This window comes from Brucella pseudogrignonensis (assembly GCF_031454375.1).
Taxonomy (GTDB): domain Bacteria; phylum Pseudomonadota; class Alphaproteobacteria; order Rhizobiales; family Rhizobiaceae; genus Brucella; species Brucella pseudogrignonensis_A.
Window position 1 is genome coordinate 57722 of the sequence record NZ_JAVDQT010000009.1, and the last position, 23712, is coordinate 81433.

The window sequence follows — 23712 nt, forward strand, 5'->3', positions numbered from 1 at the left end:
ATGTTTGGAAAAGAGCGTTCAAAATGAATTATGAAAACCGCCGATCAGCAGGTGTGAAAGCTTCACCCAGTATGGCAGTTTCGATGGCCGCTAAAAAGCTACGCGCCGAAGGCCGTGATATTGTCGACTTATCTTTGGGGGAACCGGATTTCGAGCCACCAGCCCATGTTGTCGATGCCGCCTGTGCTGCGGTGAAAGCAGGTGGTGTTCGCTATGGGGCTGCCGCGGGAACGGAAGCACTTCGTAACGCGATTACTGCCAAGTTCAAACGCGACAATCAGCTGGATTTTAGCCTCGACGAACTGACGGTCGCGAATGGTGCAAAGCAAATCTTATTCGACGCATTTCTCGCCACCCTTGAGGAGGACGATGAGGTTATTATTCCGACGCCATGTTGGGTTTCATATGCCGATATTGTTTCACTGCACGGTGGCAAACCGGTTTTCATGAACTGCGGACCTGAAACGGGTTTTAAACTCACGTCAGCGCAGCTTAAAGCAGCGATCACCCCGCGCACGCGTTGGCTAATGCTCAACTCGCCATCCAATCCGACTGGTGCAGTTTACAGCGCTGATGAATATACGCAATTGGCTGCTGTGCTCGAACGACACGAACGCATTCTCATTCTTTCTGACGAGATTTATGAACACATCCTGCTAAGCGATGTCCCATTTGTCTCTTTTGGGAGTGTATGCCCGCAATTGCGTGAGCGCACGATGATCGTCAACGGTGTTTCCAAAGCATATGCCATGACGGGTTGGCGTGTTGGCTATGTGGCAGGCCCCAAGGGGCTGATCGCTGCGATCAATAAAATGCAATCTCAAAGCGTCACATCTGTGTGTGGCATTGCACAGGCGGCGGCAAAAGCAGCACTTGATGGCGATCAGGATTTTGTTGCGGATGCAGCGCACACTTTCAGCCGCCGTGCCGATTTGGTATCTGGTTATCTTTGTCAAATAACTGAGATTGAGTTTCTCAAACCAGCAGGTGCTTTTTATGCATTTATCGGGGTGGAGCAGCTGTTTGGAAGACAAACGCCGTCGGGCGTAACGCTTAATGATGATACGGACATTGCAAGTTATTTGCTCAATGCTTTTGGCGTTTCCAGTGTTCCAGGGATCGCGTTTGGTGCGCCGGGTTTTATTCGGCTATCGATTGCAGCTTCCGATGAAGAACTTATTCAAGCATGTTCGCGTCTGAAAGATATGGTTGCCTCTCTATCTTAGAAGAGTGCTTAAAAGTGAAAAGCCGCAGGTGAAAACTTGCGGCTTTTGTTTGTAGTTGGGACTTATGCAGCCTGCTTTCGAGCATATTTGCCGATCAAAGCTTCAAGCATTCCCTCTTCCTCACGCGTCAGATCGGAGAGAGGCGAGCGGACCTTGCCAGCGTTAAAACCTTGCAGACGAACGCCAGCTTTGACTGCTGCGACAGCATAGCCTTTGCGGCGGTTGCGAATGGCCATGAACGGATAAAAGAAGTCATTCAGAATGCGTTCACACGTGGCACGTTCGCCAGCGCGAAGGGCTTTATAAAACTCAACTGCCAGACCTGGAACGAAGTTGAATACTGCCGATGAATAGGTGGTAAAGCCTGCGCCGAGATAGGCTTCCGCAAAGAGTTCTGCTGTCGGCATTCCACCCAGATAGGTCAGACGGTCGCCCATTTTTGCCGTGATCTGACGAACAAGCCCGATGTCGCCGACACCATCCTTAAAGCCCACGAGATTAGGGCAGTCATCACACAAGCGAGCCAATGTGTCAGGCTGGATGACCGAGTTATCACGATTGTAGACCATGACGCCAATACCAATCGACTGGCAAACGCGTTTAATATGTTCGTACAAGCCTTCCTGTGGTGCATCAATCAGGTAATGGGGCAAAAGCAGAATGCCGTCTGCACCTGCTTTTTCCGCCGATCGTGCAATATCGATAGCGACTTCAGTTCCGTAACCGCAACCCGAAACAATAGCTGTGTCGCTGTTGCCTACAGCGTCCTTGGCGGCAGATACAATCGCAGGAATCTCGTCTGGAAGCAGTGAGAAAAACTCACCTGTTCCGCCAGCTGCGAAAAGAACCGGCGCGTCGAAGCTGGAGAGCCATTCGACATGCGCTTTATAGCTTTCAGGCGTAAACCGCCCTTCAGTATCGAAATGCGTGACCGGAAAAGACAGCAATCCGGCGCCCAGTTTTTGTTTGATCTGTTGCGGTTCCATATGAAGTTCCCTTTAGAGCGAAGTTTCATAGGGACTGTAGTAGAGTCAGATGATGAGTGTCAATAACTTATATTATAAGTTATCGCGTGCCTGCCGCAAAATTGCGCGATACCGCATCTGGCTACCCTTCAGGTGGCTACGCATCGCTTCTCGTGCACCATCTTCATCTCCGGTTGCGATAGCTTCGATGATCCGTTCATGCTCTTGATGCAGGTGAGCGATATAATTGCCAGAACTTGTATCATTACCAGGCTGAAGAGCTGCGCGTGGGATAACGCCGTTACCGATCATCGTCAGGAACTCTCGAAACCGCGGATTGTTGGATGCGTCGGCTATGGCAATATGTAATGCGAAATCCGCCTCGGCCGTGGATTCTCCAGCTTCAAGGCAGGCCAGAACTTGTCGGTGGCGAATGAATATATTTTCTTCCTGCTGCGGTGAGCGCCTTACCGCAGCAAGTCCGGCAGCTTCGATCTCGACGCCTGTTCTAAGCTCCAGAAGCTCAATAACAGACGAAATTCGCTCGTAATTCAGGTTTTGAAACGGCAATGTCTCTTGCGGCTGCGCTTCAAGCACGAATACACCTGCTCCTTGTCGCGCTTCAACAAGCCCGTCTGCGCGCAACGCTGCGATAGCCTCTCGAATGACTGTCCGGCTCACACCCATGGATTCCGTTAGCTTCGCTTCGCTTGGCAATTTCATACCTGGCTTAAAAGTGCCAGCTTGGATCGCCTCTTTAAGCTCGTCACTTGTTTTGACGACAAGACTGCCCCTGGTGCGAGGCAGCGGCTCATATTTATTGATCATTACCCTGATCTTCCTCAAATTATCTATTTTAGCTTTTAACAATTTGAGTTGCGGACAACAAGACAAAAGCTCCAGGTTATCTTATATGTCGAAGTGCTTTGACTATCTTGCATTATAAGTTAATGAGGTCGACGATGGGCTGCTGATGCCCATCACACCTCGTATTGTTATATGGGCCGACGAACTTGAATTGGAATGGAGAATCTTGCCTGGCACTCTGGATGCTGCGGATACCCTCGGGATTATAGGCCAGGTTTTTCGGCCTTGTACGCGCGTATGGGAATTTCATTGATGGTCTTAAGTTTCAATTAGGCTGCCTCATTGACATCTAAAAGTATATCCCGGACGGTTGGCTATCGATATGATATCAATATGGATAATGAGGTATTACGAAGATGGAACAGGGCGCAGTATTCCAAAGCAATCGAAGTCAAGCTATCCGCTTGCCAAAGTCAGTAGCTTTGCCTGCCGACGTGAAGCGTGTCGATATTGTTGCTGTGGGGCGCACTCGAATTATTGCACCTGCTGGGGAGGTGTGGGATAGCTGGTTTGAAGGTATTGAGCCCACATCCGACTTCATGATTGAGCGTGATCAGCCTGCATCGCAGGAACGCGAGGCGCTGTAATGCTGAAGTACATGCTGGCTACGAATATATGTATTTTTACGATTAAGAACAGACCACAGCAAGTTCGGGAAGCGTTTAACCGCTTCCGCGATCAATTGTGCATTAGCTCGATGAGCTTGATGGAATTGATTTACGGGGCGGAAAAATCCGACAATCCCGAAAAAACTTTGCAGTCGTGGAGGTGTTTGCAGCTCGCCTTGAAGTATTATCGTATGATGAACCGGCAGCAAACCATACGGCCCAATTACGTGCCGAATTGGCGCGTAATGGAACTCCTTTAGGCCCATACGATCAATTGATAGCTGGCCACGCCCGCTCACGTGGTCTGATTGTGGTTACGAACAATCGCAGAGAGTTTGATCGTGTTCCTGGTTTACGGGTAGAAGACTTGGCTGTTTGATTTCCAACAACATTTCGTGGGCTATTGATAGTCAGTAATTGTTTAATTCATCCCTATCACTAGCTGGTTGTGGGATTAGTTCCCTTCAAAAATATAGTGTACTATGTTGTCGTCAGTCACGGACAACCGCTGCGAAGCTTGACTGGAAGTCTGGAAAGCGGACAGCAGATTTTCTGCACGCGCGGATTCTTGATTTCAACTCTAAATCAGAAACATCCCACCGGATTTGCCCCACATACTACGGCGTTTAGCGTTAACACCCTTTCAGGGGTGAATTCGTGGGTCGCAGGGGTCTCTGGGGAGGCGCCCAAAACGTGATTGCGCCTGAACTTCGCTGCGGCCTATTGTCGAATTGATAAAGATGGATGATAAGGGTGTTGCGTTCGATACAGAAACGGTCGGTGGAGAAATCCCAGAGCGCCCTTCCTAAGGCCTTGGGATAGATCGAGTTTACGAAAGGTTTGAGTTGCTAGGCCGCAATTTTAACGCAAATGACTCGACTTTGGCATGGTAGAAACACTTGTGCAGAAGCCAGGGACTTGCACCGCCCTTTGTGAGTTGATTCTGACGCTTTAAAACCCATACTTATACCCCACCTGCTTGCCTTATCCCTGAACTCAGGTCCGGTTAGTGCTGTTAACTGTCCGCGTTGATCGCTAAGGAGTTTTTCATGGTGTGGCGATAATGCGCACGTTTTAAACGGACTTAGAAGTACAATACCTTGCCTGAATTTTATAAAAAAATTCTTAAATTTTATCTATTTAGCTTGATTCTTAGCGTATCTTTTACTGTTGTGGCTTCTTCCTGCATGAGAGTCATGAACTTGGCGATCAGCCGTGCATTCTTGCTTTTTTGTGGATGCCATAAGTGCATCGTATATGGGATTTCAATGCTGAAACGCCGTAGCGCAATGCCCATTTCAAGATAGTCACATGCTGTCAGAGGATTGACGATGGAAACGCCCAGTCCGGCCATGACCATTGAGCAAACACTGGCCGCGGTTGTGGTCTCAACAGAGTAGCGGCACATAATATCGTTCTGCGCAAAGATTTCATCGACTTTGCGACGGTACGGATCATCCTGCGAAAATGAAACGTAAGGAACGCAGTCGAAATCTTGCGGGGTTAATACGTTTTTCTGTGTCAGCGGATGATTGATTGGTATGACACATACGAGCGATCCAACGTCAATTTGCTCGTGGCAGAAACCTTGGTACTCGAACTGTCCCTCTGTGATACCGAGATCGAAAACAGTCGTCATCATCTCGTTTTGAAGCGAGATTTCTTCGTGGGAATGAAGCGAAAGATGAACGCTGGTCTTCGAATTTTGTAGCCTTTTTGCAACCCTTGGAATAATCGATTCCGCATAAGCGGGGATGGTTGCGATACGAAAGTTAGCTGCATTATGCGTGCGTATCGCTGAGGCTGCGCGGCTGATTTCGTCCATGCCAATGAATGCTCGCCGCACCACATCATGTAGAAGAAATGCCTGATCTGTTGGTGTTAAACGCTTGCCAAAACGAATGAAAAGATCAAAGCCGATCCGCTCTTCCATGTCGCGGAGTTCCCGACTGATGGTGGGTTGCGATGTGTTCAAATGAGCAGCCGCAACAGTCATGTTCTTATTGACCATAATGGCATTGAAAACTTCAATTTGCCTCTGGTTCAGTTTTCTCATCAGCCAGCACCCTCTCTATATATCAATTTTGAATAAAAAAGAGTTTTTGAGCATTTCACAAGCATAAAAAACTTTGGAATTATATTCCCAAAACACCCCCTACAACGATTGGGGAAAAATGGGTGATACAATGAAAACGTCGTCGTCGGTTAATCAGCGGCAGTCAAACTGCACGTGGTTCTCTTACAAAAAAGGAGAGCTTCACGCTGAAAAGGTTCGCCTTAGCGAAATTGCGCAGGATATTCCGACGCCATTTTATTGCTATTCTACGGATGCCATAAAATGGGCTTATCAAACGCTGGCGGAAGAGCTGAACAAGATTGACGTTTCGATCTGTTTTGCAGTTAAGGCAAATAGCAACATTGCTGTTTTGCGTTTGCTGGCTGAGTTGGGCTGCGGCATGGATATCGTGTCCGGTGGAGAACTGGAGCGCGTGCTCGCGGCTGGTATCCCGGCGAAAAGTGTCATTTTTTCAGGCATCGGTAAAACGCGTCAGGAAATTAAGAGGGCACTTAAGGTTGGCGTTCATCAGATTAATGTTGAATCAGCAGCTGAATTGGACGAGATCATTGACATCGCACGCCTTCTTAAAACGCGAGCACCGGTTGCATTGCGGGTTAATCCTGACGTCGACGCAAAAACTCATGCGAAGATTACGACAGCAACAAAGAAGAGCAAATTTGGCATTCCAATTGCCGAAGTGCCGCGCGTTTATGCATCGGCTTCTAAATGTGCGGAATTGGAGCTTAAGGGTCTAGCAGTCCATGTCGGCTCCCAGATGCAGGATCTGTCGCCATTCAGGAATACATTTTCAACGATGTCGGATTTGGTTCGCGATTTGCGTTTAAAAGGTCTTGAGGTTCCGCATCTTGATCTTGGTGGTGGCATTGGAATTTCGATCGGCGAAAAGCCCGGACCTGATGTCAAAGAATATGCGGCAATCATTGCTGAAACCGTGGGCAACCTTGGCTGCAAATTGACTGTAGAGCCCGGGCGTTGGCTCGTTGGTCGGGCAGGGCTTCTTGTAACCGAAGTTCTGTATCTGAAAGACGTCGATAGCGACGCTGTTGCTATCATTGACAGTGGCATGAATGATCTTATTCGTCCCGCACTCTATGACGCGACCCATCCTGTTATCCCGATTAATGAACCAGAACAGAATGCGAAGTCACAACATAGGATTGTTGGTCCCATTTGTGAAAGTTCGGATGATTTTGGTTATTACGAAGGTCTCGGAGAGCTCGCCGCTGGTGATCTGGTCGCCTTTGACTGTGCTGGTGCATACGGCGCAACCATGTCCTCCACCTACAATTCCAGAGATCTTATAGCGGAAGTCCTCGTTGAGGATGATCGTTACCGGCTCATTCGCAACCGGCTGGATATTCGGGAGCAGTTGAAGATTGAAGACAAAGGCGAATGGAAATCTGCCATTGGCTTTTAGAAGGATGTGGCGGAAAGCCTCGCCACTTTGAATTTTGATGAGAAAAAATACAAGAAAAAGGGGAATATAATGTTACAAAAAATCAAGACCATTCTATCGGCAAGCGTCGTCAGCTTAGCTTTGCTCGCACCAGCAATGGCATCCGACCATATGCTGCGTGTCTCATATCCTGAAGACCCCAAGACGGCGGATGTTCAAAAAACAACGGACGCCTATACTTTGCCACTCAACGTATTTGATCGGCTGATTGAGGCAGAGACAACCGCGCCCGGTAAGTCAGAACTCGTTCCCAGCCTTGCAGAAAGCTGGACGGTTTCCGATGATGGTAAAGTCTATACTTTCAAGCTGCGTAAGGGCGTGCTTTTCCATAATGGCGAAGAATTAAAGGCTGATGATGTCGTCTATACTTTTGACCGTATGCTGGATCCTGCTACCAAGGCATTAAGCACTGATATTCTGGACTTTGTTGATGGTGCGACCGAGCGATTGAATGGCAGCGCCGACAAAGTGCGCGGCATTGAAGCTGTCGATGATTATACCGTCCGCATAACGCTAAAAGAGCCATATGCAGCGTTTACTGCGCTCATGGCCAGTCCACAAGCATCGATCTATAATCGCAAATTTACTGAGCCACTTGGTGATCAGTTTGGCCTGTCACCGGAAACGACCAATGGCACAGGCCCATTTGTGTTGCGCGAGTATAATCTCAATGACAACCAAATGCTTGAGGCGAATGAAGCTTACTTTAAAGGAAGACCAAAGCTTGATCGTGTTCTGGTCCGCGTTGTAGCGGATTCAGAGACCCTGCGTCTTTTGTTCGAAGCTGACGAACTTGACGTGTTCGATCTCGATTACGCAATGAGCCAGACTCCATACTTCTATGGAAGTGACACATGGAAAGAGCACATCAAAAGCGGGCCGCGCGTTGGTATGTATTACTATCATATCAATCAGGCCAACAAACCATTTGATGATCCCAAAGTTCGTAAGGCTTTCCAGATGGGGATCAACCGTCAGGAAATTCTTGATAAGAACTTCTATGGCAAGGGTAAACTCGAAAACGGTGTCATGCCGCGTGGTTTGATCTGCTACACCGACGCGACCCCCATTGAATATAATCCTGAAAAGGCTAAGCAACTGCTTGCTGAAGCCGGCTATCCGGATGGTGTTGATATCAATCTCGCGCAGGTGAGCAGCTGGTCATCCAAATGGTCTGATATGAACCAGATCATTCAGGCGCAACTCAAGAAATCCGGCTTCAATACCCAGATTAAAACGATGGATGAATCCGCTTATTTTGATTTGCGGAAAGCAGGAAAAATCGACAATTACACGCAGACCTGGTCGGCGGACTTTAACGATCCCGACAATTTCTTTTATACGTTTTTCAGCAAAAGTGGGACGGGCGTGCGGGGTTTCAACAATAACGACCCTAAAGTCTTTGAAGATGTCGAGAAAGCGCGCGTTATCACCGATCCGGCAGAACGGTGTGCAGTTTATCAAAAGCTGACCGAACAAATTGTTCAGGACGATGCGGCTTGGGTGCCGTTGTTTAGCCTCGACCATAACTATGTGGTTCAACCAAGGGTCAAGAACTTTACGATCCCCTGGAATGGCTGGAGTGACATGAGCTATTACAAGACAGAAGTCGAATAGGGCTCTTAAAGCACGTTGCAGCAGCAAGACTGACTGCAACGTGTTTCGATCTCTCATCACATGCCGTTTTGGAAAGCAGTTGGCCCGCGAAAGAAAGCGGACCAGCAACTGCTTTTGATTAATTACGCCGCAAAAGCTGCTGGCGCATTGTAAAGGAACTCCTTGCGATGCTGAATTTCGTTATAAAGCGCATCGCGATTTCGATCCCGGTTTTGATCGGAATTACCGCTTTGTTGTTTATCATGCTGAATGTCATACCCGGTGATCCTGTAGCCCTTCTGATGAAGGAACATGCAAGCCCGGACGTGATTGCACGCGTGCGTGCGCAGATGCATCTCGATGACCCACTGATAACGCGCTATTTTCGTTTCCTTTTCGCCGCAGTGCAGGGCGATCTTGGTACGTCGATTAAGCTCAATCGCAGTGTTACGACGCTTATTATGAATGCCTTTCCAAACACATTGCTGCTTGCTGCATGTGCTGCAGTGGTGTCGTGGATGATCGGTATTCCTGCTGGAATTATTTCTGCTGTGCGCCGCGATACAATGGTTGACCATTTTTTCATGGGCTTTTCACTGCTCGGCGTTTCAATGCCGATCTTCTGGTCGGCTTTGCTGATGCAGTATGTGTTTGCGGTTCAGCTTAAATGGCTGCCGGTGTCGGGTTTTTATGGCTATCAATATGTCATCATGCCGGCACTTGTTTTGGGATGGAGTTCAGCAGGTGTTATTGCGCGTTTAACCCGCTCAAGTTTACTTGAAGTTATGCGCCATGATTATATTCGAACAGCGCGGGCGAAAGGCCTGCATGAAACCTTTGTTATCACCCGACATGCACTGAAAAACTCGCTCATTCCGGTTGTAACCATAATGGCTATTCAGGTGGCGAGCCTCTTGTCTGGTGCAGTGATTACCGAAGCGATTTTTGGCATTCCCGGAGTTGGGCGCATTTCAGTCAATGCAATTCAAGCGCGTGACATGCCACTTCTCCAAGGGTCGGTATTGTTTGCAACTGTCCTCGTCATTCTGGGCAATTTGCTCGCGGATATACTCTATTCCGTCCTCGATCCTCGCATCCGTAATCAAATGAAGGGTGGCTCGAAATGACGCAAATCGCACAAGTTGTTCAGAATATTGATGAGCAGATTCACGATGCGCAAAGCGACAGCTTTTTAAGTGATACGATCCGCAGTTTCAGAAGAAACAAGAAGGCGATGATCGGGCTTTTCGTTATTGCTGCCCTTGTTTTTATAGCGATTTTTGTTCCATGGATTAGCCCACACGATCCTTACCGTGTGGAATTGGATGAGCAGTTGCTGCCCCCGTCTTTGACCTACTGGCTGGGTACAGACAATTTTGGCCGCGATCTGTTGACCCGAATTCTTTACGGTGCACGTATTTCTTTGCTGGTGGGCATCATCCCAAGCATGATCGCATTGATCCTCGGCACGATCATGGGGGTAATCAGTGGCTTTTATGGTGGACGTGTGGATTTCGTCATCATGCGCTTGGCTGATATGATGATCTCCTTTCCGTCGCTCCTGCTTGCGATGGTCGTGATGTACACTTTAGGCGCAAACCTCTTTAACATTTTCATAGCATTGAGCTTGGTTGGTTGGGCGGGTGTGGCCCGTGTTGTTCGATCCCAAACTTTGGCAGTGCGCGAAAAGGAATTTATTGAGGCGGCTCGTGCGAATGGCACGTCTAAATCGGTCATTATGTTCCGGCATATATTTCCAAATGTCGTGCCGACGCTAATCGTGCTTTTTTCGCTCAGCATTCCCGAAGCCATTATGTGGGAGTCGAGCCTGAGTTTCCTTGGAGTTGGCGTTCAGCCGCCAGAGGCAAGTTGGGGGCTGTTGGTAGCAAAAGGCAAGGAGTATCTCTTTGCTGCGCCCTTAGTCGCCATCATGCCCGGCGTTGCCATTCTCATAACCGTTCTCGCGTTCAACTTCATCGGTGACGGTCTGCGTGACGCGCTGGACCCTTACATGAAAGATTGAGGCTCAAGTCATGTCGAACAGTGATATTCTTCTCAAAGTGCGGAATCTTTGCACCGATTTTAAAAAGCAAACTGGCTCAGTGCGCATTCTTGACCATGTATCCTTTAACGTTGGTCGGGGAAAAATAGTCGGGCTTGTCGGAGAGTCCGGCTCTGGCAAAAGCATGACCTCGCTTTCCTTAATGGGGTTGGTGCCAACGCCTCCCGGTAAGGTGACCGCAGACAGCATCACGTTGGATGGCTCGGATTTGAGCAAACTCAAGCCGGATGAGATGCGCCGCAAGCGCGGCCGCGAGATCGCGATGGTTTTTCAGGAGCCGATGACGGCGCTAAACCCTGTGAAGACAATGCTTCAACAGGTCGGCGAGCCACTCGAAATTCAAGGACAGTTGAGCAAACGTGAAATCCGCAAAAAAGTTTTGCAGATGTTTGAAATGGTCGGAATTCCGGAACCAGAAGCGCGTTTGAGTGCCTATCCACATGAGCTATCCGGCGGGCTTCGTCAGCGCGCAGCTATCGCCATGGGGCTGATCTGTGAGCCAAAGTTGCTGATCGCAGATGAACCCACCACAGCGCTGGATGTCACCACGCAGGCACAAATTCTTAGATTGATGCTTGAACTGCGCGACCGGGCATCAACGGCAATTCTGCTGATCACCCATGATCTTGGCATTATTGCTGAGATGTGTGACGAGGTGAATGTTATGTATGCGGGCCAAATTGTTGAGCAGGCAAATGTGTTTGACCTTTTTGACAAACCTTCCCACCCATACACACGTGGTCTTTTGGCTTCGATACCCAAGGCGACGGAACGACCAACAGGCAACCGTCTCAATAGTATCAAAGGTATGGTGCCCAATCTGGCTTACTTGCCGACAGGCTGTCGTTTTAGCCCACGCTGTGCAGACGCAATGCCAATCTGTCATGTGCAATCACCCGATATTTTTGACATCGGAAGCGGACATAAAGCCCGTTGCTGGCTTCATGAGAGAAAAGGAGTGGCAGCATGAACGAGGCTTTAATTTCCACCAAAGACGTCAGCAAATACTATCATATCAAGAGCGGATTTTTCACATCAAAGGAAAAGGTTGTCCGCGCGGTCGATGGTATTACGCTTGATATATACGAGCGTGAAACCTTTGCGCTTGTTGGAGAGTCCGGTTGCGGCAAGACGACCCTTGGACGGGTTATCTTGCGGCTTTTGGAAAAAAGCAGTGGCGGTATTCGTTATCGCGGGCACGACCTGCACGACCTGGACGACGATGCGATGCGATCCTTACGCAAGAAGCTTCAAATCGTCTTTCAAGACCCTTATGCGTCGCTCAACCCTCGTATGCGGATAAAGCACATTCTTGCGGAGCCTTTGCGTGCGCATAAGTATGGTTCGTCTGAACAGATCGAAGCAAGGTGTCGGGAATTGCTGGAAATGGTTGGTCTTCGCGCCGATCTTCTGAACCATTATCCGCATCAGTTCAGTGGCGGTCAGCGCCAGCGCATTGGCATCGCACGCGCACTTGCCAATAACCCTGAATTTATCGTGTGTGACGAAGCCGTGTCGGCACTTGATGTTTCAATTCAGGCACAGGTTCTTAATCTTCTGAGTGATTTACAAGAGAAGATGAAGCTCACCTATTTGTTCATTACCCATGATTTGAGCGTCGTGCGGCAATTTGCGGATCGCGTAGGGGTGATGTTTTTAGGCCGTCTTGTGGAAGTTGGTACAACCGAAGAGCTTTTTACAAATCCGCGTCATCCCTACACCATGTTTTTGATTTCAGCTGTTCCGCGTCCTGATCCGCATCAGAGAAAACGTGAGAGGCTGATTTTAAAGGGTGACATACCAAGTCCGATGAACTTACCTTCGGGGTGTCGGTTCCACACACGCTGCCCCTATGTGCAGGATATTTGTCGTGTAGAAGATCCTGTTTTGGAAATGCACCAATCAAGAAGTGTGGCGTGCCACTTTCCGTTGAACGAGAGTGCTATGCTATCCGTGTAAGAGTGCCCTCTGTAACATGGTGGCACAACGACGATGATGACTTATGGCTGAAGAGTAGAATAATGGACCTGTTGATCAAAAAAGTGGATGATAATCTCTGGCATGCACAGTTCGGCGACAAGATTTGGCGCTGTGCCGTTGGCAGAGGTGGTATTCAGCAGCATAAGGAAGAAGGGGATGGTGTAAGCCCCGTTGGGCGTTGGCCTCTCCGCCGTTTATTTTACCGAACTGATCGCATTTCAAAGCCGGAAACAGTCATTGATTGCCGTGAAATGACCGCTCTTGATGGATGGTGTGACGATCCTGCAAGCCCTGCTTATAATAAGCATGTGACTTTGCCTTTTGCAGCACGGCATGAAGTTTTCTGGATGGAAGACGATATTTACGACTGCGTTGTGGTCCTTGGGCACAATGACAGTCCAATTGTTCCCGGTGCGGGCAGTGCAATATTTCTACATATTGCCCGGCCGGAATATACACCGACCGCAGGTTGCGCAGCGCTAAGCAAAGAGGATCTGTTAGAGTTTTTGAAACTGGCGCAAAAGGATACTCATCTGCAATTTCTTGATAGATAACTCAGCTGTTCAAATTACCATTGTCTGATTGTCTAAGCCGTAGAATACGGTATATTTTATCACTGGTAATAGAATTTTTGCGCAATACAGTGAGTCCGATAGACTTAATGACTCTGATCGGCGGAAATTTGGACTGTCAGAGTTACGTAGAAATCAGGAAGGCAAAAAGGAGAGAGGGTGCTAAGTGCTCGCTCTCTGAAAATGGCTGGTATATGCAATTTCGGTTGTTAGAACGATTTGCTTAACGCCCGGAATGGTTGGTAAGATAGTGCAAGCTCATTGACTTAGAATTACTCTAAATGATTTTAGTTGCGTATGTTTTTTTGATCCACTAAGTCGAGCGCATCCTCAATAATACAGGTGCGTTTTAGTTTACGTATAGGTAATGTGGACAAGTTGAAACTTGGCAATCTTTTTTTAGCCTTTATGAAGGCCCGACCACGTCTTGAGGCGGCGGCGCGGATGCGGGCATCCAATAGCTCAATCGCTGAAGACGTTGTGCAAGATGCATGGCTGAAGCTTGAAGCTGCCAACGCTAGTACTCCCGTTGATAATGTTGGCGGTTATCTATCCCGTGTCGTCAATAATGCCGTTACCGATCATTTCAGAAAAGAGCGCAGACGCTCTGAAATTGATAAGGAGCTTTCCGAGATATTATGGGAAAGCGTTGATACAATCTCGCCTGAAAAGATGCTGATCGACCGGGAAAACCTTGCCTTGCTTTGCAACGCACTTGATGAGCTGCCTGACAAGACACGTGAAATCTTTCTGCTCAATCGTATGCAAGGGGTGCCTCATCGCAAGATAGCCGAGCAGATGGGAATGAGCGACAATGCAGTTTATTATCATATAAGGCGTGCGCTTGAGCATCTTGCCAGATTTCGTGATGAGTTTAACAGCTGATTTCTTGAATTTCTCTTTGGAAAATGCTGCGTTTAAACGTCTATAGTATAAGAGTATTTAATTTCCTACGTTTTGTGTGGGACCAGATCGCAAAGTTATAATGGCCGAACCTGAACAACGCTCTGACAATGAACGCCATACCGCAATGGATGCGCGCGACTGGATCGTGCGGCTGACCTCAGGCGATGTGAGTGAAGCGGATCTGAGGCGATTCAAGGTTTGGCGGGATGCATCAGACATAAACCGGCAGGCATTTGAACGTGAGCGTGTGTTCTGGCAGGAATTGCACGTGCTGGATGCAAAGCCTGTAACTCCTGTTCTCAAGCCAGATCAAATAGTCCTATCGCAACCACGGATCGGACGCAGAGCGTTTTTGGCTGGAGGTGGTATAGCGCTCGCTGCATCTGCGGCAGCATTTAATCTTCCAACGTTACGGACATGGTGGCAAGCTGATTTCACAACGGGTGTTGGACAACAGGCAGAAGTGCTTCTTGCAGACGGCTCTGTAGCTTTCCTGAATACAGACAGTGCAATTTCTGTCAATTTTCGTCCGGATTTTCGTTTCGTTCACCTTCTTAAAGGTGAAGTCGATTTCCGTGTTGCTCAGGAAAAGACACTGTTTCGGGTCACGTCGCAAAATGGCAACAGTGATGCACTAGGAACCGTATTTACGGTTCATGCAACGAATGAGACGACCACAGTGACTGTTACCAAGGGACAAGTTCGCGTATCTGCTGGTTCAGCTGCGAGTGATAAAGGTAGTGTCTTGCTGAACGCCAGTGAGCAGACAAGCTACGGCATAGGTGGTTTGCCAATGCGCGCGCATCGTGTTGATCTGGATACAGAGCTAGCATGGAAAACAGGGCGATTGATTTTTGAAGGTCGTCCTTTTGGCAATGTGGTCGCTGATATTGGCCGTTATCTGCCTGAACGGATTGTTCTTGGTCCGGGTGTCAATTCGGACGTGCCGGTCAGCGGCGTTTTCGCGACGAGTGAGCTTTTGCCCGCCATTCGTGCGTTATCACAGACGCAGGGACTCTCCGTTCATCGTGTTCCCGGTGTCGTTATTCTTATTGCCTGATATAATTTTTTAAATTTTACATTTTTCTCTTTGGGCAAATCACGCGGTAGCGCGTCTACATATCAGAGGGTTCAGGCAGCATTTCACCCACAATCCTTACAACGGGCTTCTCGGCCCGGCACTTTGACGTCTGTAAGAAGGATTGTGACGTTCGATGATAGTTACTGAGGGAGTTTCAGCAGGATTTTGGCACATGCGTGGTGGCCTGCTTGCGAGTTTGATGACAAGTACAGCGCTTTGTCTTGCTGTCGTGCCCGCTTCAATGCCCAAGGCCGCTTATGCGCAGACAACACAGACGCATCGGTTCAATATTCCGAGCCAGCCGCTCAATCGCGCCTTACGGCTTCTGGCTGATCAGTCCGGCATTCAGCTTGCCTATCAGACATCGGTTGCATCAGGCACAAATTCCCCGGCACTTTCGGGAGCAATGACCCGTGAAGAAGCGCTTTCGCGCCTCTTGAATGGTAGTGGTCTGTCCTATGGCTTCACAGGTGCCAACACTGTCACCATTCGCAGCAAAGAACCCGCATTGCCTCAGACGATGAGTGCTGAAGGTACGACGCTGCTCGACACAATTACAGTTACAACCGGATTGGGTGCAACACTTGCTGATGCGCCTTATCAGACAGCAGGCTCCAGCAATTATATTTCCGAAAAGGAGATTGAACGCTTTCGTGGGACTTCTGTTGGCGATTTCCTGAAAGGGACACCTGGTGTTCTTTCGGGCGATAACCGCAACAGCGGTGCCGTTGATATTAATGTTCGTGGTATGCAAGGCTTTGGTCGTGTGCCGGTGGTTATTGATGGCGCTCAACAGCAGAATGTTGTCTATCGTGGCTATTCTGGCGTTGCCTCGCGGAATTACGTCGATCCTGACATGATCGGCGGTGTGATGATCGAAAAAGGGCCAACGACTGGTGTTTATGGTGTTGGCGCTACGGGCGGTCTCGCGGTGATGCGTACTCTTGAAGCAGATGACATTATTACGGGTGATAAAAACTGGGGCATCCGCGTTCGTGGCAGTGTCATGTCAAATACCTCAAGCCCTCCGCCTGAAGGCACGACAGGTGGTATTTATGGCTATTCCGAGAAATCATACCGCACAGATTGCAGTTGGGCATGCAATCCGGTCGTTGCACCGGAAACGCTGCCAAATATCAACGATTATATGTCACCGACTGGCATGGATCGTCCGGCATTTTTAGAGCCGAAATCGGGCTCTGGCAGTGTAGCTTTTGCTGCGCGCTGGGAAAATGCTGAAATCGTTGCCGCTTATACGCGACGTAAGACGGGCAATTATTATTCCGGCACACATGGGGACGTTCCAGAGATTGAGCGCATCGTTGAACGTGTTCCGGCCACACGAGGGCGTTGGGTCGAGAATACGGTTTTCCGTCTTACGGGGCTCAATCGCTACCGTGGTGGCGAAGAAGTGCTCAACACTTCGCAGGACAACACGTCATACCTTCTGAAGGGAAAGATTACGTTTGAGGGTGGTCATTCACTGAAGCTTGGTTATATGCGCTATAACAGCCACTTTGGTGAGTTGATGCCATCGGTCATTGTCCGTGGTGAAGGCGTTGTGCAGGCACCTTTGAGTGAAGTGACAGTTAATACCTTTACGTCGCGATATGAGTGGAACCCCGATGATACTGATCTCATCAATCTGACAGCTAATCTCTGGCATACCAATACCGAAACGCAGATTCTAACACCCTATGAGTTCTTCGGTATCGATATGAGCGATGGTTATTGGGACATCGCCAAGAGGACAGGCTTTGACCTTTCTAACAAGAGCCTGATCTCAACGGGTTGGGGCGATGTTACTCTGAATTATGGCGGATCATACACCTATGAAACCCTTGCACCGCCAGACGATGTCGATCTCGGCGCATCCGGTGTAACGGCACTTCAAACGACGCGTGACGGCTGGCGTCGCGAGGCAAGTGGCTTTGTTGCATCCGAGTGGAAGCCGCAAGACTGGCTGAAACTTGAAGCTGCTCTTCGATATACCTGGAGCCACAGCTACGATAATAATCCTGAGCGGATTGTCAGAACCGATACATACATGAACAATGATCAGACAAATTCAGGCTTTGCGCCGGTCTTTGCTGGGACCTTAGAGCCGATCGACGGTATTCAGTTCTATAGCCGTTATGCAGAGGCAATCCGTTCGCCAAGCCTATTTGAATCGACGTCTGGCTGGTCGTTCGGCGCAGCACCGACGCTCGATGTAAAGCCAGAGCATGCCAAAAACTGGGAATTCGGCTTCAACGTTCTTGAAGATGACGTATTTACCAGTGGCGATAAGGTTCGCTTTAAGGCGGCATATTTCAACAACACAATTGATAATTATCTCACGCGAACCACACAAACCGTTACAGAAGGCGCAAATGTTCCTTCCGTGGCCATGCGTAATCTGAAATATGCCAAATTCCGTGGTTTTGAGGCGTCGGCTGAATATGACAACGGACGCTTTTTCACGCAAGCATCCGGTATTTATTACAAACACATGGAATTTTGCACGAAGGAAGAAGAAATCTATAGCATCATAGCTTGTCGTCCGGGCGGTGTTTCCAATGGCTTTGCACAATTGCATCTTCCACCAAAGATGACGGGTTCTATAACGCTTGGCACCCGCTGGTTTGACGAAAAACTCGAACTTGGCGGGCGTGTATCTTATACTGGAAAACGTGCGACAGACACTTCAAGTGCAAATAGCGGGTTCTATACTGCTGCGGTCAACTGGACATCCTACACTCTGCTCGATTTGTTCGGCAGCTATAAGATCAATGATAAAACGACGTTTGATTTTGCGGTCGATAACGCAACCGATGTCTATTATATGGATGCATTGACGCTTGGTCTAATGCCGTCGCCGGGCAGAACCGTGCGGGCCAGTTTGACAGCAAAATTCTAACACTTAATCCGGGTTCGGGCAAAGCTCGGATTTGACATTTCATGCTATGGCTTTTTTTAGCCTTGTCGTTCGGAAAATAGTGTTCTCAAACCTTGACCCCAGTCCCAGGCTCTCTCCAGTTTTTGGTGAGAGTCTTGGGTTTGTAATCCTCCTTCAATGCGGCGATCTCAATACCCGTATCAAGAACTGAATCTCATTGAGGTATGCATCGTAAAAACTGCCGTTGAAGCTTGCCACAATTTCGTTTTGCATCGGCCTGTCGGGTGCGATTTAGTGCCATTGGACATGAATATCCTTACACCCTTTCAAGCTGTCCGAGCTTGTCATGTCCGTGCCTTTGTCCGACATAATCGTTCAAGGCGAGCCCCTTCTTGTGATGATTGCATCCCAATTCCTGGTAAACCTCCGACGCGACGGAAATGTCTCCGCAAACAATGCCATGCACACTTGTGTGAAATCATCAACGACCGTCAGCATGCGGAAACTGTTGCCATCGGAGAAAGCGCCGCTGACGGAATCCAGGCTCCACTGCGCATTAGGGCGTGATGGCAATACCAATGGACGGCTAGCCCCAAGGGCACGCTTAAAGCGTACAGTTGGAAAAGATCTATAGAGTGTGTCATCTAAGACGACAGAGAGTTCAGTTTTGCAGTTGTATTTTCTTGACTTGCAATCTGTGCAAAAGGCATCGGCGTTCTCCCGGCATGGTGCCGAACATCATGTTCTTGACTTGAAATCAGATTATCTTTCTACATCACGATCAGGAGGCCGATAATTATGATTGTAATACCTATCGTACTATCAATGGTGATTAAAATCGAGCGTTATGCTGTAGTGTCTTTTGAATAAACTCGAAGTAGAGCGTCCTTTAATGCCTCGCGTGTCGCGGAAACCGTCATTTCTATGTGGCCGTGTAGAATTTTTACCCCGTTTTCGATATCACGGGTCATTGCAGCCGCGACAATACTGGAATGTGCGGAAATCAAATTCATGTCGTGGGTGGAGTGTTCGATTTGTATGCGACGAATGAAGCGGATTCTCGCATTGATTGATTCCAAAGTATTGACGATTTCTGGGTTTCCCGACAATTCGGCAATGAGAAGATGAAAACTTTCATCAATGGATAAGATCGCATCGGCCGGCAGATCATTATAGCCGATAACCTTGGCATCCCAATACGATTTTAGGCGGAGCAGTTCTGCGTCATCAGCGCGTTGGCACATCAGTTTAAATGCCGAACACTCCAGAATGGATCGCAATTCATAGAGGCCCAGTAAGCCTTCTATATTCAGGCTGCGCACAAAAAAACCGCGATTAGGGACAGCAGAGACGAAGCCCTCTGAAGCCAGACGGTTTAACGCTTCACGGATTGGAGTTCTTGAAACTCCAAGATTTCGTGAGAGCTGAACTTCGTTTAATCGTTCTTCAGGCTTGAGTTTGAATTCAACCAATAACTGTCGAATTGCTTGATAAGCTTTTTCACTACTATCGGCCGATCGGCGGGTGTCGCTCGTTGCTGAAAATTCCAGAGCCTCGGCCATATTTGTTGTGTCTTTCATAAAGTTTTTTGCCTATAACTATTATAGTGTCGACAGTTTGCAATACACATGTGCTTTTAATTTAGGACAGAGCAAAAGTCACGCGGTTGATTGGGGTCGAGTAATGATTTTCGGAATTTTGGGTGTAGGCCATCTCGCAAAGGTGATAATAAGTGGACTAATAGGTAACGGGTTTAAAGCTGATGATATACTTGTATCTCCACGAGGGAAAGCGCAAGAGGTATGTAGTCTATATGGCATCTCGATTGCTTCCGATAATCGAGATCTTGTAGACCGTTCAGATGTTATTCTTGTTGCTGTGCGCCCGTTTGATGCGATAAATTCTGTGGATGGGCTTCCGTGGCGCGAAAATCATGTGATTATTAATGTGTGTGCTGGTGTCTCAATTGACGCGTTGCCGGTAAATCCAGCTAGGGTTGTTCGAGCCATGCCGCTCACTGCCTCGGAGATTAATGCAAGCCCAACCGTTTGTTTTCCAGATTTGCCTGAAGCAACTGCCATATTAAGACATTTAGGTCCCGTTATTCCTTTAACTAGCGAAGCAGATTTCGAGGTCGCGACGGTGAATGCGGCGGTTTATGGTTGGGTTCAGGATCTAATCGGCCAAACGACAGATTGGTGTAGCGAAAAGGGTCTAAACCAAGCCACTGCCCGGCGGCTTGTTGCAAACACTTTTGTCGCTGCTGGCCGACTGATTGCGGAGAGGCCTGAGCCGATTGAGCAGCTGCTTTCGGAATTGGTCACTCCGGGTGGCATTACGGAGTTGGGTATAAAGGTGCTATCTGAAAAAGGGCATCCAATCATTTGGCGTGATGCCTCGGAAGCTGTACTAGAAAAATTGTTGCAAGACTAAACTTCTGCTGCGTAAAATCTGGGTCGTGTTTTCTACACGACCCCGACTTTAGAAAAGAGTATTTTTAGTCTGCTACTGGAGGGCTTTCAGGATATACAGCCCCGCCCGCGGCTTGCTCAGTTGGAGTAACCCACATCTTCGCTATATCAACATGCGAAGGAAGTGACAGTGCATCAATGAGTACTTGGGCGATATCATTTGGCACAAGAGGCCTTTGATGCCTGTACATCTTGTCACGTAGCTTTTCTTTGTCACCGCCAAAGGCCTGGACATAGAATTCAGTTTCCACGCGGCCCGGTGCAATTTCAGTCAGGCGGACGCCAGTCCCGGCGAGATCAAAGCGAAGAATATCTCCTGCTTGTGATAGTCCTGCCTTTGCTGCTCCATAAGCCGTTGTTCCAGTAAAGACAGCGCTGGCGGCTGTACTAGTAAGATTGAAGATGTGACCGCGCCGTTGTTCGATCATATGTGGCAACACAAGACGAATGAGTTGCAGCGGTGCGGTCAGGTTCAGCTCGATAGTTTCGGTCGTTTCCTCGGCTGTTTGCTCATGTAGCGGCCGCACCGTCGCTAATCCGCCCGCATTATTTACCAACACATCGATCCGCCCATCATTAAGAGCAGCAGCGATCGCTACATGATCTCGTACGTCGGCTGTGATTGGCCTGAAACGTTCACCAAAATTTCGGGCTTGCTCATCAAGTGCGGATAAATTGCGTGCCAGTCCGTAAACGGTTAGGCCAGCTTCAATCAGTTTCGCCGTGATCGCTGCGCCAATTCCTTTTGAAGCGCCCGTTACAAGTGCTGTTTTATATTGCATGGCAAACCTCCAAAGGGGCTATAGGGCTCCGTGGTCTGAGACAGTCTTGAGGATGTCAATAAGGCCGGTGTCACGTTGTTCTCGGAGTTCAGAAGATGAGCGAGACTTGACTGCTTCATCAGTTGAAGATGCAACGATCTTGATCGTGTCCTTATCAAGTTTCACGTCGAGTAACGTGTCCCAAATTGCCTGATAGGTCGGACCATATTTGACGAGAAAATCTTCAATATCGTTTGCATTAAGACAATTGGAAATAAAGGACCCCTGTAGTGTCCATTTAGGACCGGGGCCGTACATGAATGCGCGATCTACGTCTTCGACGGAAGCAACGCCGTCACGGACCAACGCAATTGCCTCACGCCACATCGCGCCCATCAGACGCAAGGCCAGATGGCCCGTCATTTCGCGATTTAGTATGACGACCTTCTTGCCAATTTCTTCATAGATAATCTTTGCTTTAGTAAGATTTTCAGAGCTTGTCACCCTGCCGCCAACGACTTCCACCAAAGGCATCAGATGAACTGGGTTGAAGGGGTGCCCGAGAATAATCCGATCTGGCTTGCGACAATCATTCTGCATATCGCTCACCAGTAATGCGGACGATGAAGATGCAATAATAATGTTGTCGCCAATATGGCTTTCGATTTCAGCGAGGAGCTTGCGTTTGAGCTCGATTTTCTCTGGCCCATTTTCTTGAATAAAATCAGCACCTGACAATGCTTCTGCAAGAGTTGGAAATAACTCGATCGTTCCCGGTTTCGATTGCTCTCCTTTCAGCATATCCAAATCGTGTAAGAGGGATGGCAAAACATCCTGCTGGTAAAGGTCTGCGTTCCCAGCCGGATCATAGACGCGGACTGGGTGACCCGCATGCGCAAAGGCTGCGGCCCAACGCTGGCCAATGACACCAAAGCCGATAATGCCAATTGTAATTTTAGCCATGGGTCACGTCTTTCTGTGGAGATGCCAAGCGAAATGCTTCGTTGATGTCGTTCCACGGGATAAGGAGATCCAACCATGCGCCAATGCGTCCAGCGATAAGAATAGCTTCGTCAATCAGTTGGCTAAATGGGATGTCTTCCAACATTGCCCTTTCCAATCGGAAAAGGGTCGCAGAGGTTTCATCAAGATGACAGAAGTCTCGCAGACGGGTTGCCGCCTTGTTGATAACAAGCGCCGCCGTTTTGCGTTGCGTTGACTCCTCAGCACGGCCAATCTCCGCACGAACCCACCATAGAAGTTCGTGCAGCACACGAGCCTCGGATTCTGCAGCAAAAACAGGGCCAGCCGGATGCATGATAGCGCGCGACTCCGTCAGCCGTATAATTTCTGTGGGACATGACTTCCACAATGCTATGCGCGCCTGAATAATATCGTCGGGAATGTCCGACCCTATTGCTGGTGAGGCTACAGCATTATCTGCCCGTTGCAGGGTGCCGTTGAAAATTTTCTGGCCTTGTTCAATCTTAAGAGATTGTGCCAGCGCAGCAATCCCTTCAATGGGGGCATCAAGATGGCCAAGAACCGTGATATGAGCGGTCTCAGCTTGCAAAGGCGCAAAAGTAATTTCTAGAAATTGGCGGACTGGCCAATAGATAAATGCACCGGGCTTGGCATCAAGCACATGCACAGCGCCTTCGACGTCTTCGACGAAAGGTGCGTGCCAGTAAATATGGCTTCCTGCAATTTTCGGTGTATGCAGTTGTAGTTGCATAGGGAGAGCGGCCAAAAGCGCCTTTTGCGTGCGCTCAGCCTTATCATTCAGTTTTACAGGCCATGACTGGCCTTGTGCAGAAAAAATCAGATCCATGTTATTTCTCTGTATTGAAGAAGGAAACCGGCTTGAGAATCTGATTGCTCATGTCCAACAGATAATCAGTTTCTATTACTTTCTGGCGGTATTCCTGCCATGCAGGATCAGCTTCCATCTTGTCGCGACGCGCCTCGCGGTCGGCCAAGCTTTCATATTTCCAAATATGAACTACTCTTGATAGATCGCCGATATGGGTTTGAAAGAAGCCAAAAGGTTCGCCAAGGTAATGCCGTTGCATAGGCAAACCGACTTCTTCATAGAGCTTGAGAAATTTAGGCAGCATATTGGGACGCGCGGTATAAGTGCGATGATCAAAAATCATATGTCTTGCTCCAAAATGACGAATAGGCGGTTGAAGGGATGGACGTG

The 23712-nt window shown here is 48.6% G+C and carries 21 protein-coding genes and 1 pseudogene; 14 read left to right on the forward strand and 8 right to left on the reverse strand.

What is annotated here, in order from left to right; genetic code table 11:
• The first annotated feature begins 23 nt into the window (after positions 1-23).
• The gene (locus J2782_RS19465) at positions 24-1226 is read left to right on the forward strand and encodes a pyridoxal phosphate-dependent aminotransferase (protein WP_310015562.1); all 1203 of its coding nucleotides are present in this window, start codon (positions 24-26) and stop codon (positions 1224-1226) included.
• A gap of 62 nt (positions 1227-1288) precedes the next feature.
• Here J2782_RS19465 and kdgD read toward each other — a convergent pair whose 3' ends face one another.
• Positions 1289-2212 (reverse strand): 5-dehydro-4-deoxyglucarate dehydratase, encoded by a 924-nt coding sequence (kdgD, locus tag J2782_RS19470; protein ID WP_310015563.1) that lies wholly within the window; start codon positions 2210-2212, stop codon positions 1289-1291.
• Positions 2213-2284: 72 nt separating this feature from the next.
• On the reverse strand, positions 2285-3019 hold the full coding sequence (locus tag J2782_RS19475; protein WP_310015564.1) for a FadR/GntR family transcriptional regulator: 735 nt from the start codon (positions 3017-3019) through the stop codon (positions 2285-2287).
• A 395-nt stretch (positions 3020-3414) separates the two neighbouring features.
• Between J2782_RS19475 and vapB the strand changes: the two genes are divergently transcribed.
• Positions 3415-3645 (forward strand): type II toxin-antitoxin system VapB family antitoxin, encoded by a 231-nt coding sequence (gene vapB, locus J2782_RS19480; RefSeq protein WP_310015565.1) that lies wholly within the window; start codon positions 3415-3417, stop codon positions 3643-3645.
• Positions 3645-4045, forward strand: a pseudogene (gene vapC, locus J2782_RS19485) (type II toxin-antitoxin system tRNA(fMet)-specific endonuclease VapC). Before vapB ends, vapC begins: the two are co-directional and overlap by 1 nt.
• Before the next feature lie 753 nt (positions 4046-4798).
• Here vapC and J2782_RS19490 read toward each other — a convergent pair.
• A complete protein-coding gene (locus J2782_RS19490) occupies positions 4799-5722 on the reverse strand; it encodes a LysR family transcriptional regulator (RefSeq protein WP_310015566.1) in 924 nt (307 codons plus the stop codon).
• 130 nt (positions 5723-5852) lie between these two features.
• Between J2782_RS19490 and lysA the strand changes: the two genes are divergently transcribed.
• From lysA to J2782_RS19540, 10 genes are all read left to right on the forward strand, one after another.
• Positions 5853-7163, forward strand: coding sequence for a diaminopimelate decarboxylase (gene lysA / locus J2782_RS19495; RefSeq protein ID WP_310015567.1), 1311 nt, complete (start codon positions 5853-5855; stop codon positions 7161-7163).
• 69 nt (positions 7164-7232) lie between these two features.
• Positions 7233-8819: an ABC transporter substrate-binding protein gene (locus tag J2782_RS19500; RefSeq protein ID WP_310015568.1), complete on the forward strand. Its 1587-nt coding sequence runs from the start codon at positions 7233-7235 to the stop codon at positions 8817-8819.
• Between the two features lie 167 nt (positions 8820-8986).
• Positions 8987-9925: an ABC transporter permease gene (locus tag J2782_RS19505; protein ID WP_310015569.1), complete on the forward strand. Its 939-nt coding sequence runs from the start codon at positions 8987-8989 to the stop codon at positions 9923-9925.
• Positions 9922-10821: an ABC transporter permease gene (locus J2782_RS19510; RefSeq protein WP_310015570.1), complete on the forward strand. Its 900-nt coding sequence runs from the start codon at positions 9922-9924 to the stop codon at positions 10819-10821. Before J2782_RS19505 ends, J2782_RS19510 begins: the two co-directional genes overlap by 4 nt.
• 10 nt (positions 10822-10831) lie before the next feature.
• Positions 10832-11830: an ABC transporter ATP-binding protein gene (locus J2782_RS19515; protein ID WP_310015571.1), complete on the forward strand. Its 999-nt coding sequence runs from the start codon at positions 10832-10834 to the stop codon at positions 11828-11830.
• Positions 11827-12819, forward strand: a complete 993-nt coding sequence (locus tag J2782_RS19520) for an ABC transporter ATP-binding protein (protein ID WP_310015572.1) — start codon at positions 11827-11829, stop codon at positions 12817-12819. The genes J2782_RS19515 and J2782_RS19520 overlap by 4 nt, the downstream gene beginning before the upstream one ends.
• A complete protein-coding gene (locus J2782_RS19525; RefSeq protein WP_310015573.1) occupies positions 12777-13394 on the forward strand; it encodes a L,D-transpeptidase family protein in 618 nt (205 codons plus the stop codon). The genes J2782_RS19520 and J2782_RS19525 overlap by 43 nt, the downstream gene beginning before the upstream one ends.
• A 426-nt stretch (positions 13395-13820) precedes the next feature.
• Positions 13821-14297 (forward strand): RNA polymerase sigma factor, encoded by a 477-nt coding sequence (locus tag J2782_RS19530; protein WP_310015668.1) that lies wholly within the window; start codon positions 13821-13823, stop codon positions 14295-14297.
• Between the two features lie 100 nt (positions 14298-14397).
• Positions 14398-15378: a FecR family protein gene (locus J2782_RS19535; protein WP_310015574.1), complete on the forward strand. Its 981-nt coding sequence runs from the start codon at positions 14398-14400 to the stop codon at positions 15376-15378.
• A gap of 193 nt (positions 15379-15571) precedes the next feature.
• Positions 15572-18298, forward strand: a complete 2727-nt coding sequence (locus J2782_RS19540) for a TonB-dependent receptor (protein WP_310015575.1) — start codon at positions 15572-15574, stop codon at positions 18296-18298.
• Between the two features lie 824 nt (positions 18299-19122).
• On the opposite strand, the gene J2782_RS19545 is transcribed toward J2782_RS19540, so the two are convergent.
• Positions 19123-19857, reverse strand: a complete 735-nt coding sequence (locus tag J2782_RS19545) for a GntR family transcriptional regulator (protein WP_310015576.1) — start codon at positions 19855-19857, stop codon at positions 19123-19125.
• 103 nt (positions 19858-19960) lie between these two features.
• On the opposite strand from J2782_RS19545, the gene J2782_RS19550 reads away from it, so the two are divergent.
• Positions 19961-20710: a pyrroline-5-carboxylate reductase family protein gene (locus tag J2782_RS19550; RefSeq protein WP_310015577.1), complete on the forward strand. Its 750-nt coding sequence runs from the start codon at positions 19961-19963 to the stop codon at positions 20708-20710.
• A gap of 64 nt (positions 20711-20774) precedes the next feature.
• Here J2782_RS19550 and J2782_RS19555 read toward each other — a convergent pair whose 3' ends face one another.
• The 4 genes from J2782_RS19555 to J2782_RS19570 are packed head-to-tail and all read right to left on the reverse strand — an operon-like array spanning position 20775 to position 23665.
• A complete protein-coding gene (locus J2782_RS19555) occupies positions 20775-21530 on the reverse strand; it encodes an SDR family oxidoreductase (protein WP_310015578.1) in 756 nt (251 codons plus the stop codon).
• 18 nt (positions 21531-21548) lie between these two features.
• Positions 21549-22472, reverse strand: coding sequence for a 3-hydroxyacyl-CoA dehydrogenase NAD-binding domain-containing protein (locus tag J2782_RS19560; protein WP_310015580.1), 924 nt, complete (start codon positions 22470-22472; stop codon positions 21549-21551).
• Complete coding sequence (locus J2782_RS19565; protein ID WP_310015581.1) at positions 22465-23340, reverse strand: hypothetical protein; 876 nt, start codon at positions 23338-23340, stop codon at positions 22465-22467. Before J2782_RS19565 ends, J2782_RS19560 begins: the two co-directional genes overlap by 8 nt.
• A gap of 1 nt (position 23341) precedes the next feature.
• On the reverse strand, positions 23342-23665 hold the full coding sequence (locus J2782_RS19570; protein ID WP_310015582.1) for an NIPSNAP family protein: 324 nt from the start codon (positions 23663-23665) through the stop codon (positions 23342-23344).
• Positions 23666-23712 lie beyond the last annotated feature (47 nt).

What these genes read in the sequence shown, in the direction of transcription:
- J2782_RS19520 (WP_310015572.1), top strand. Translation starts at nt 11,827, where the DNA reads ATGAACGAGGCTTTAATTTCCACCAAAGACGTCAGCAAATACTATCAT.
- J2782_RS19535 (WP_310015574.1), top strand. Translation starts at nt 14,398, where the DNA reads ATGGCCGAACCTGAACAACGCTCTGACAATGAACGCCATACCGCAATG.
- vapB (WP_310015565.1), top strand. Translation starts at nt 3,415, where the DNA reads ATGGAACAGGGCGCAGTATTCCAAAGCAATCGAAGTCAAGCTATCCGC.
- J2782_RS19545 (WP_310015576.1), bottom strand. Translation starts at nt 19,857, where the DNA reads ATGAAAGACACAACAAATATGGCCGAGGCTCTGGAATTTTCAGCAACG.
- J2782_RS19475 (WP_310015564.1), bottom strand. Translation starts at nt 3,019, where the DNA reads ATGATCAATAAATATGAGCCGCTGCCTCGCACCAGGGGCAGTCTTGTC.
- J2782_RS19530 (WP_310015668.1), top strand. Translation starts at nt 13,821, where the DNA reads ATGAAGGCCCGACCACGTCTTGAGGCGGCGGCGCGGATGCGGGCATCC.
- J2782_RS19570 (WP_310015582.1), bottom strand. Translation starts at nt 23,665, where the DNA reads ATGATTTTTGATCATCGCACTTATACCGCGCGTCCCAATATGCTGCCT.
- J2782_RS19500 (WP_310015568.1), top strand. Translation starts at nt 7,233, where the DNA reads ATGTTACAAAAAATCAAGACCATTCTATCGGCAAGCGTCGTCAGCTTA.
- lysA (WP_310015567.1), top strand. Translation starts at nt 5,853, where the DNA reads ATGAAAACGTCGTCGTCGGTTAATCAGCGGCAGTCAAACTGCACGTGG.
- J2782_RS19565 (WP_310015581.1), bottom strand. Translation starts at nt 23,340, where the DNA reads ATGGATCTGATTTTTTCTGCACAAGGCCAGTCATGGCCTGTAAAACTG.
- J2782_RS19555 (WP_310015578.1), bottom strand. Translation starts at nt 21,530, where the DNA reads ATGCAATATAAAACAGCACTTGTAACGGGCGCTTCAAAAGGAATTGGC.
- J2782_RS19560 (WP_310015580.1), bottom strand. Translation starts at nt 22,472, where the DNA reads ATGGCTAAAATTACAATTGGCATTATCGGCTTTGGTGTCATTGGCCAG.
- J2782_RS19465 (WP_310015562.1), top strand. Translation starts at nt 24, where the DNA reads ATGAATTATGAAAACCGCCGATCAGCAGGTGTGAAAGCTTCACCCAGT.
- kdgD (WP_310015563.1), bottom strand. Translation starts at nt 2,212, where the DNA reads ATGGAACCGCAACAGATCAAACAAAAACTGGGCGCCGGATTGCTGTCT.
- J2782_RS19550 (WP_310015577.1), top strand. Translation starts at nt 19,961, where the DNA reads ATGATTTTCGGAATTTTGGGTGTAGGCCATCTCGCAAAGGTGATAATA.
- J2782_RS19510 (WP_310015570.1), top strand. Translation starts at nt 9,922, where the DNA reads ATGACGCAAATCGCACAAGTTGTTCAGAATATTGATGAGCAGATTCAC.
- J2782_RS19540 (WP_310015575.1), top strand. Translation starts at nt 15,572, where the DNA reads ATGCGTGGTGGCCTGCTTGCGAGTTTGATGACAAGTACAGCGCTTTGT.
- J2782_RS19515 (WP_310015571.1), top strand. Translation starts at nt 10,832, where the DNA reads ATGTCGAACAGTGATATTCTTCTCAAAGTGCGGAATCTTTGCACCGAT.
- J2782_RS19505 (WP_310015569.1), top strand. Translation starts at nt 8,987, where the DNA reads ATGCTGAATTTCGTTATAAAGCGCATCGCGATTTCGATCCCGGTTTTG.
- J2782_RS19490 (WP_310015566.1), bottom strand. Translation starts at nt 5,722, where the DNA reads ATGAGAAAACTGAACCAGAGGCAAATTGAAGTTTTCAATGCCATTATG.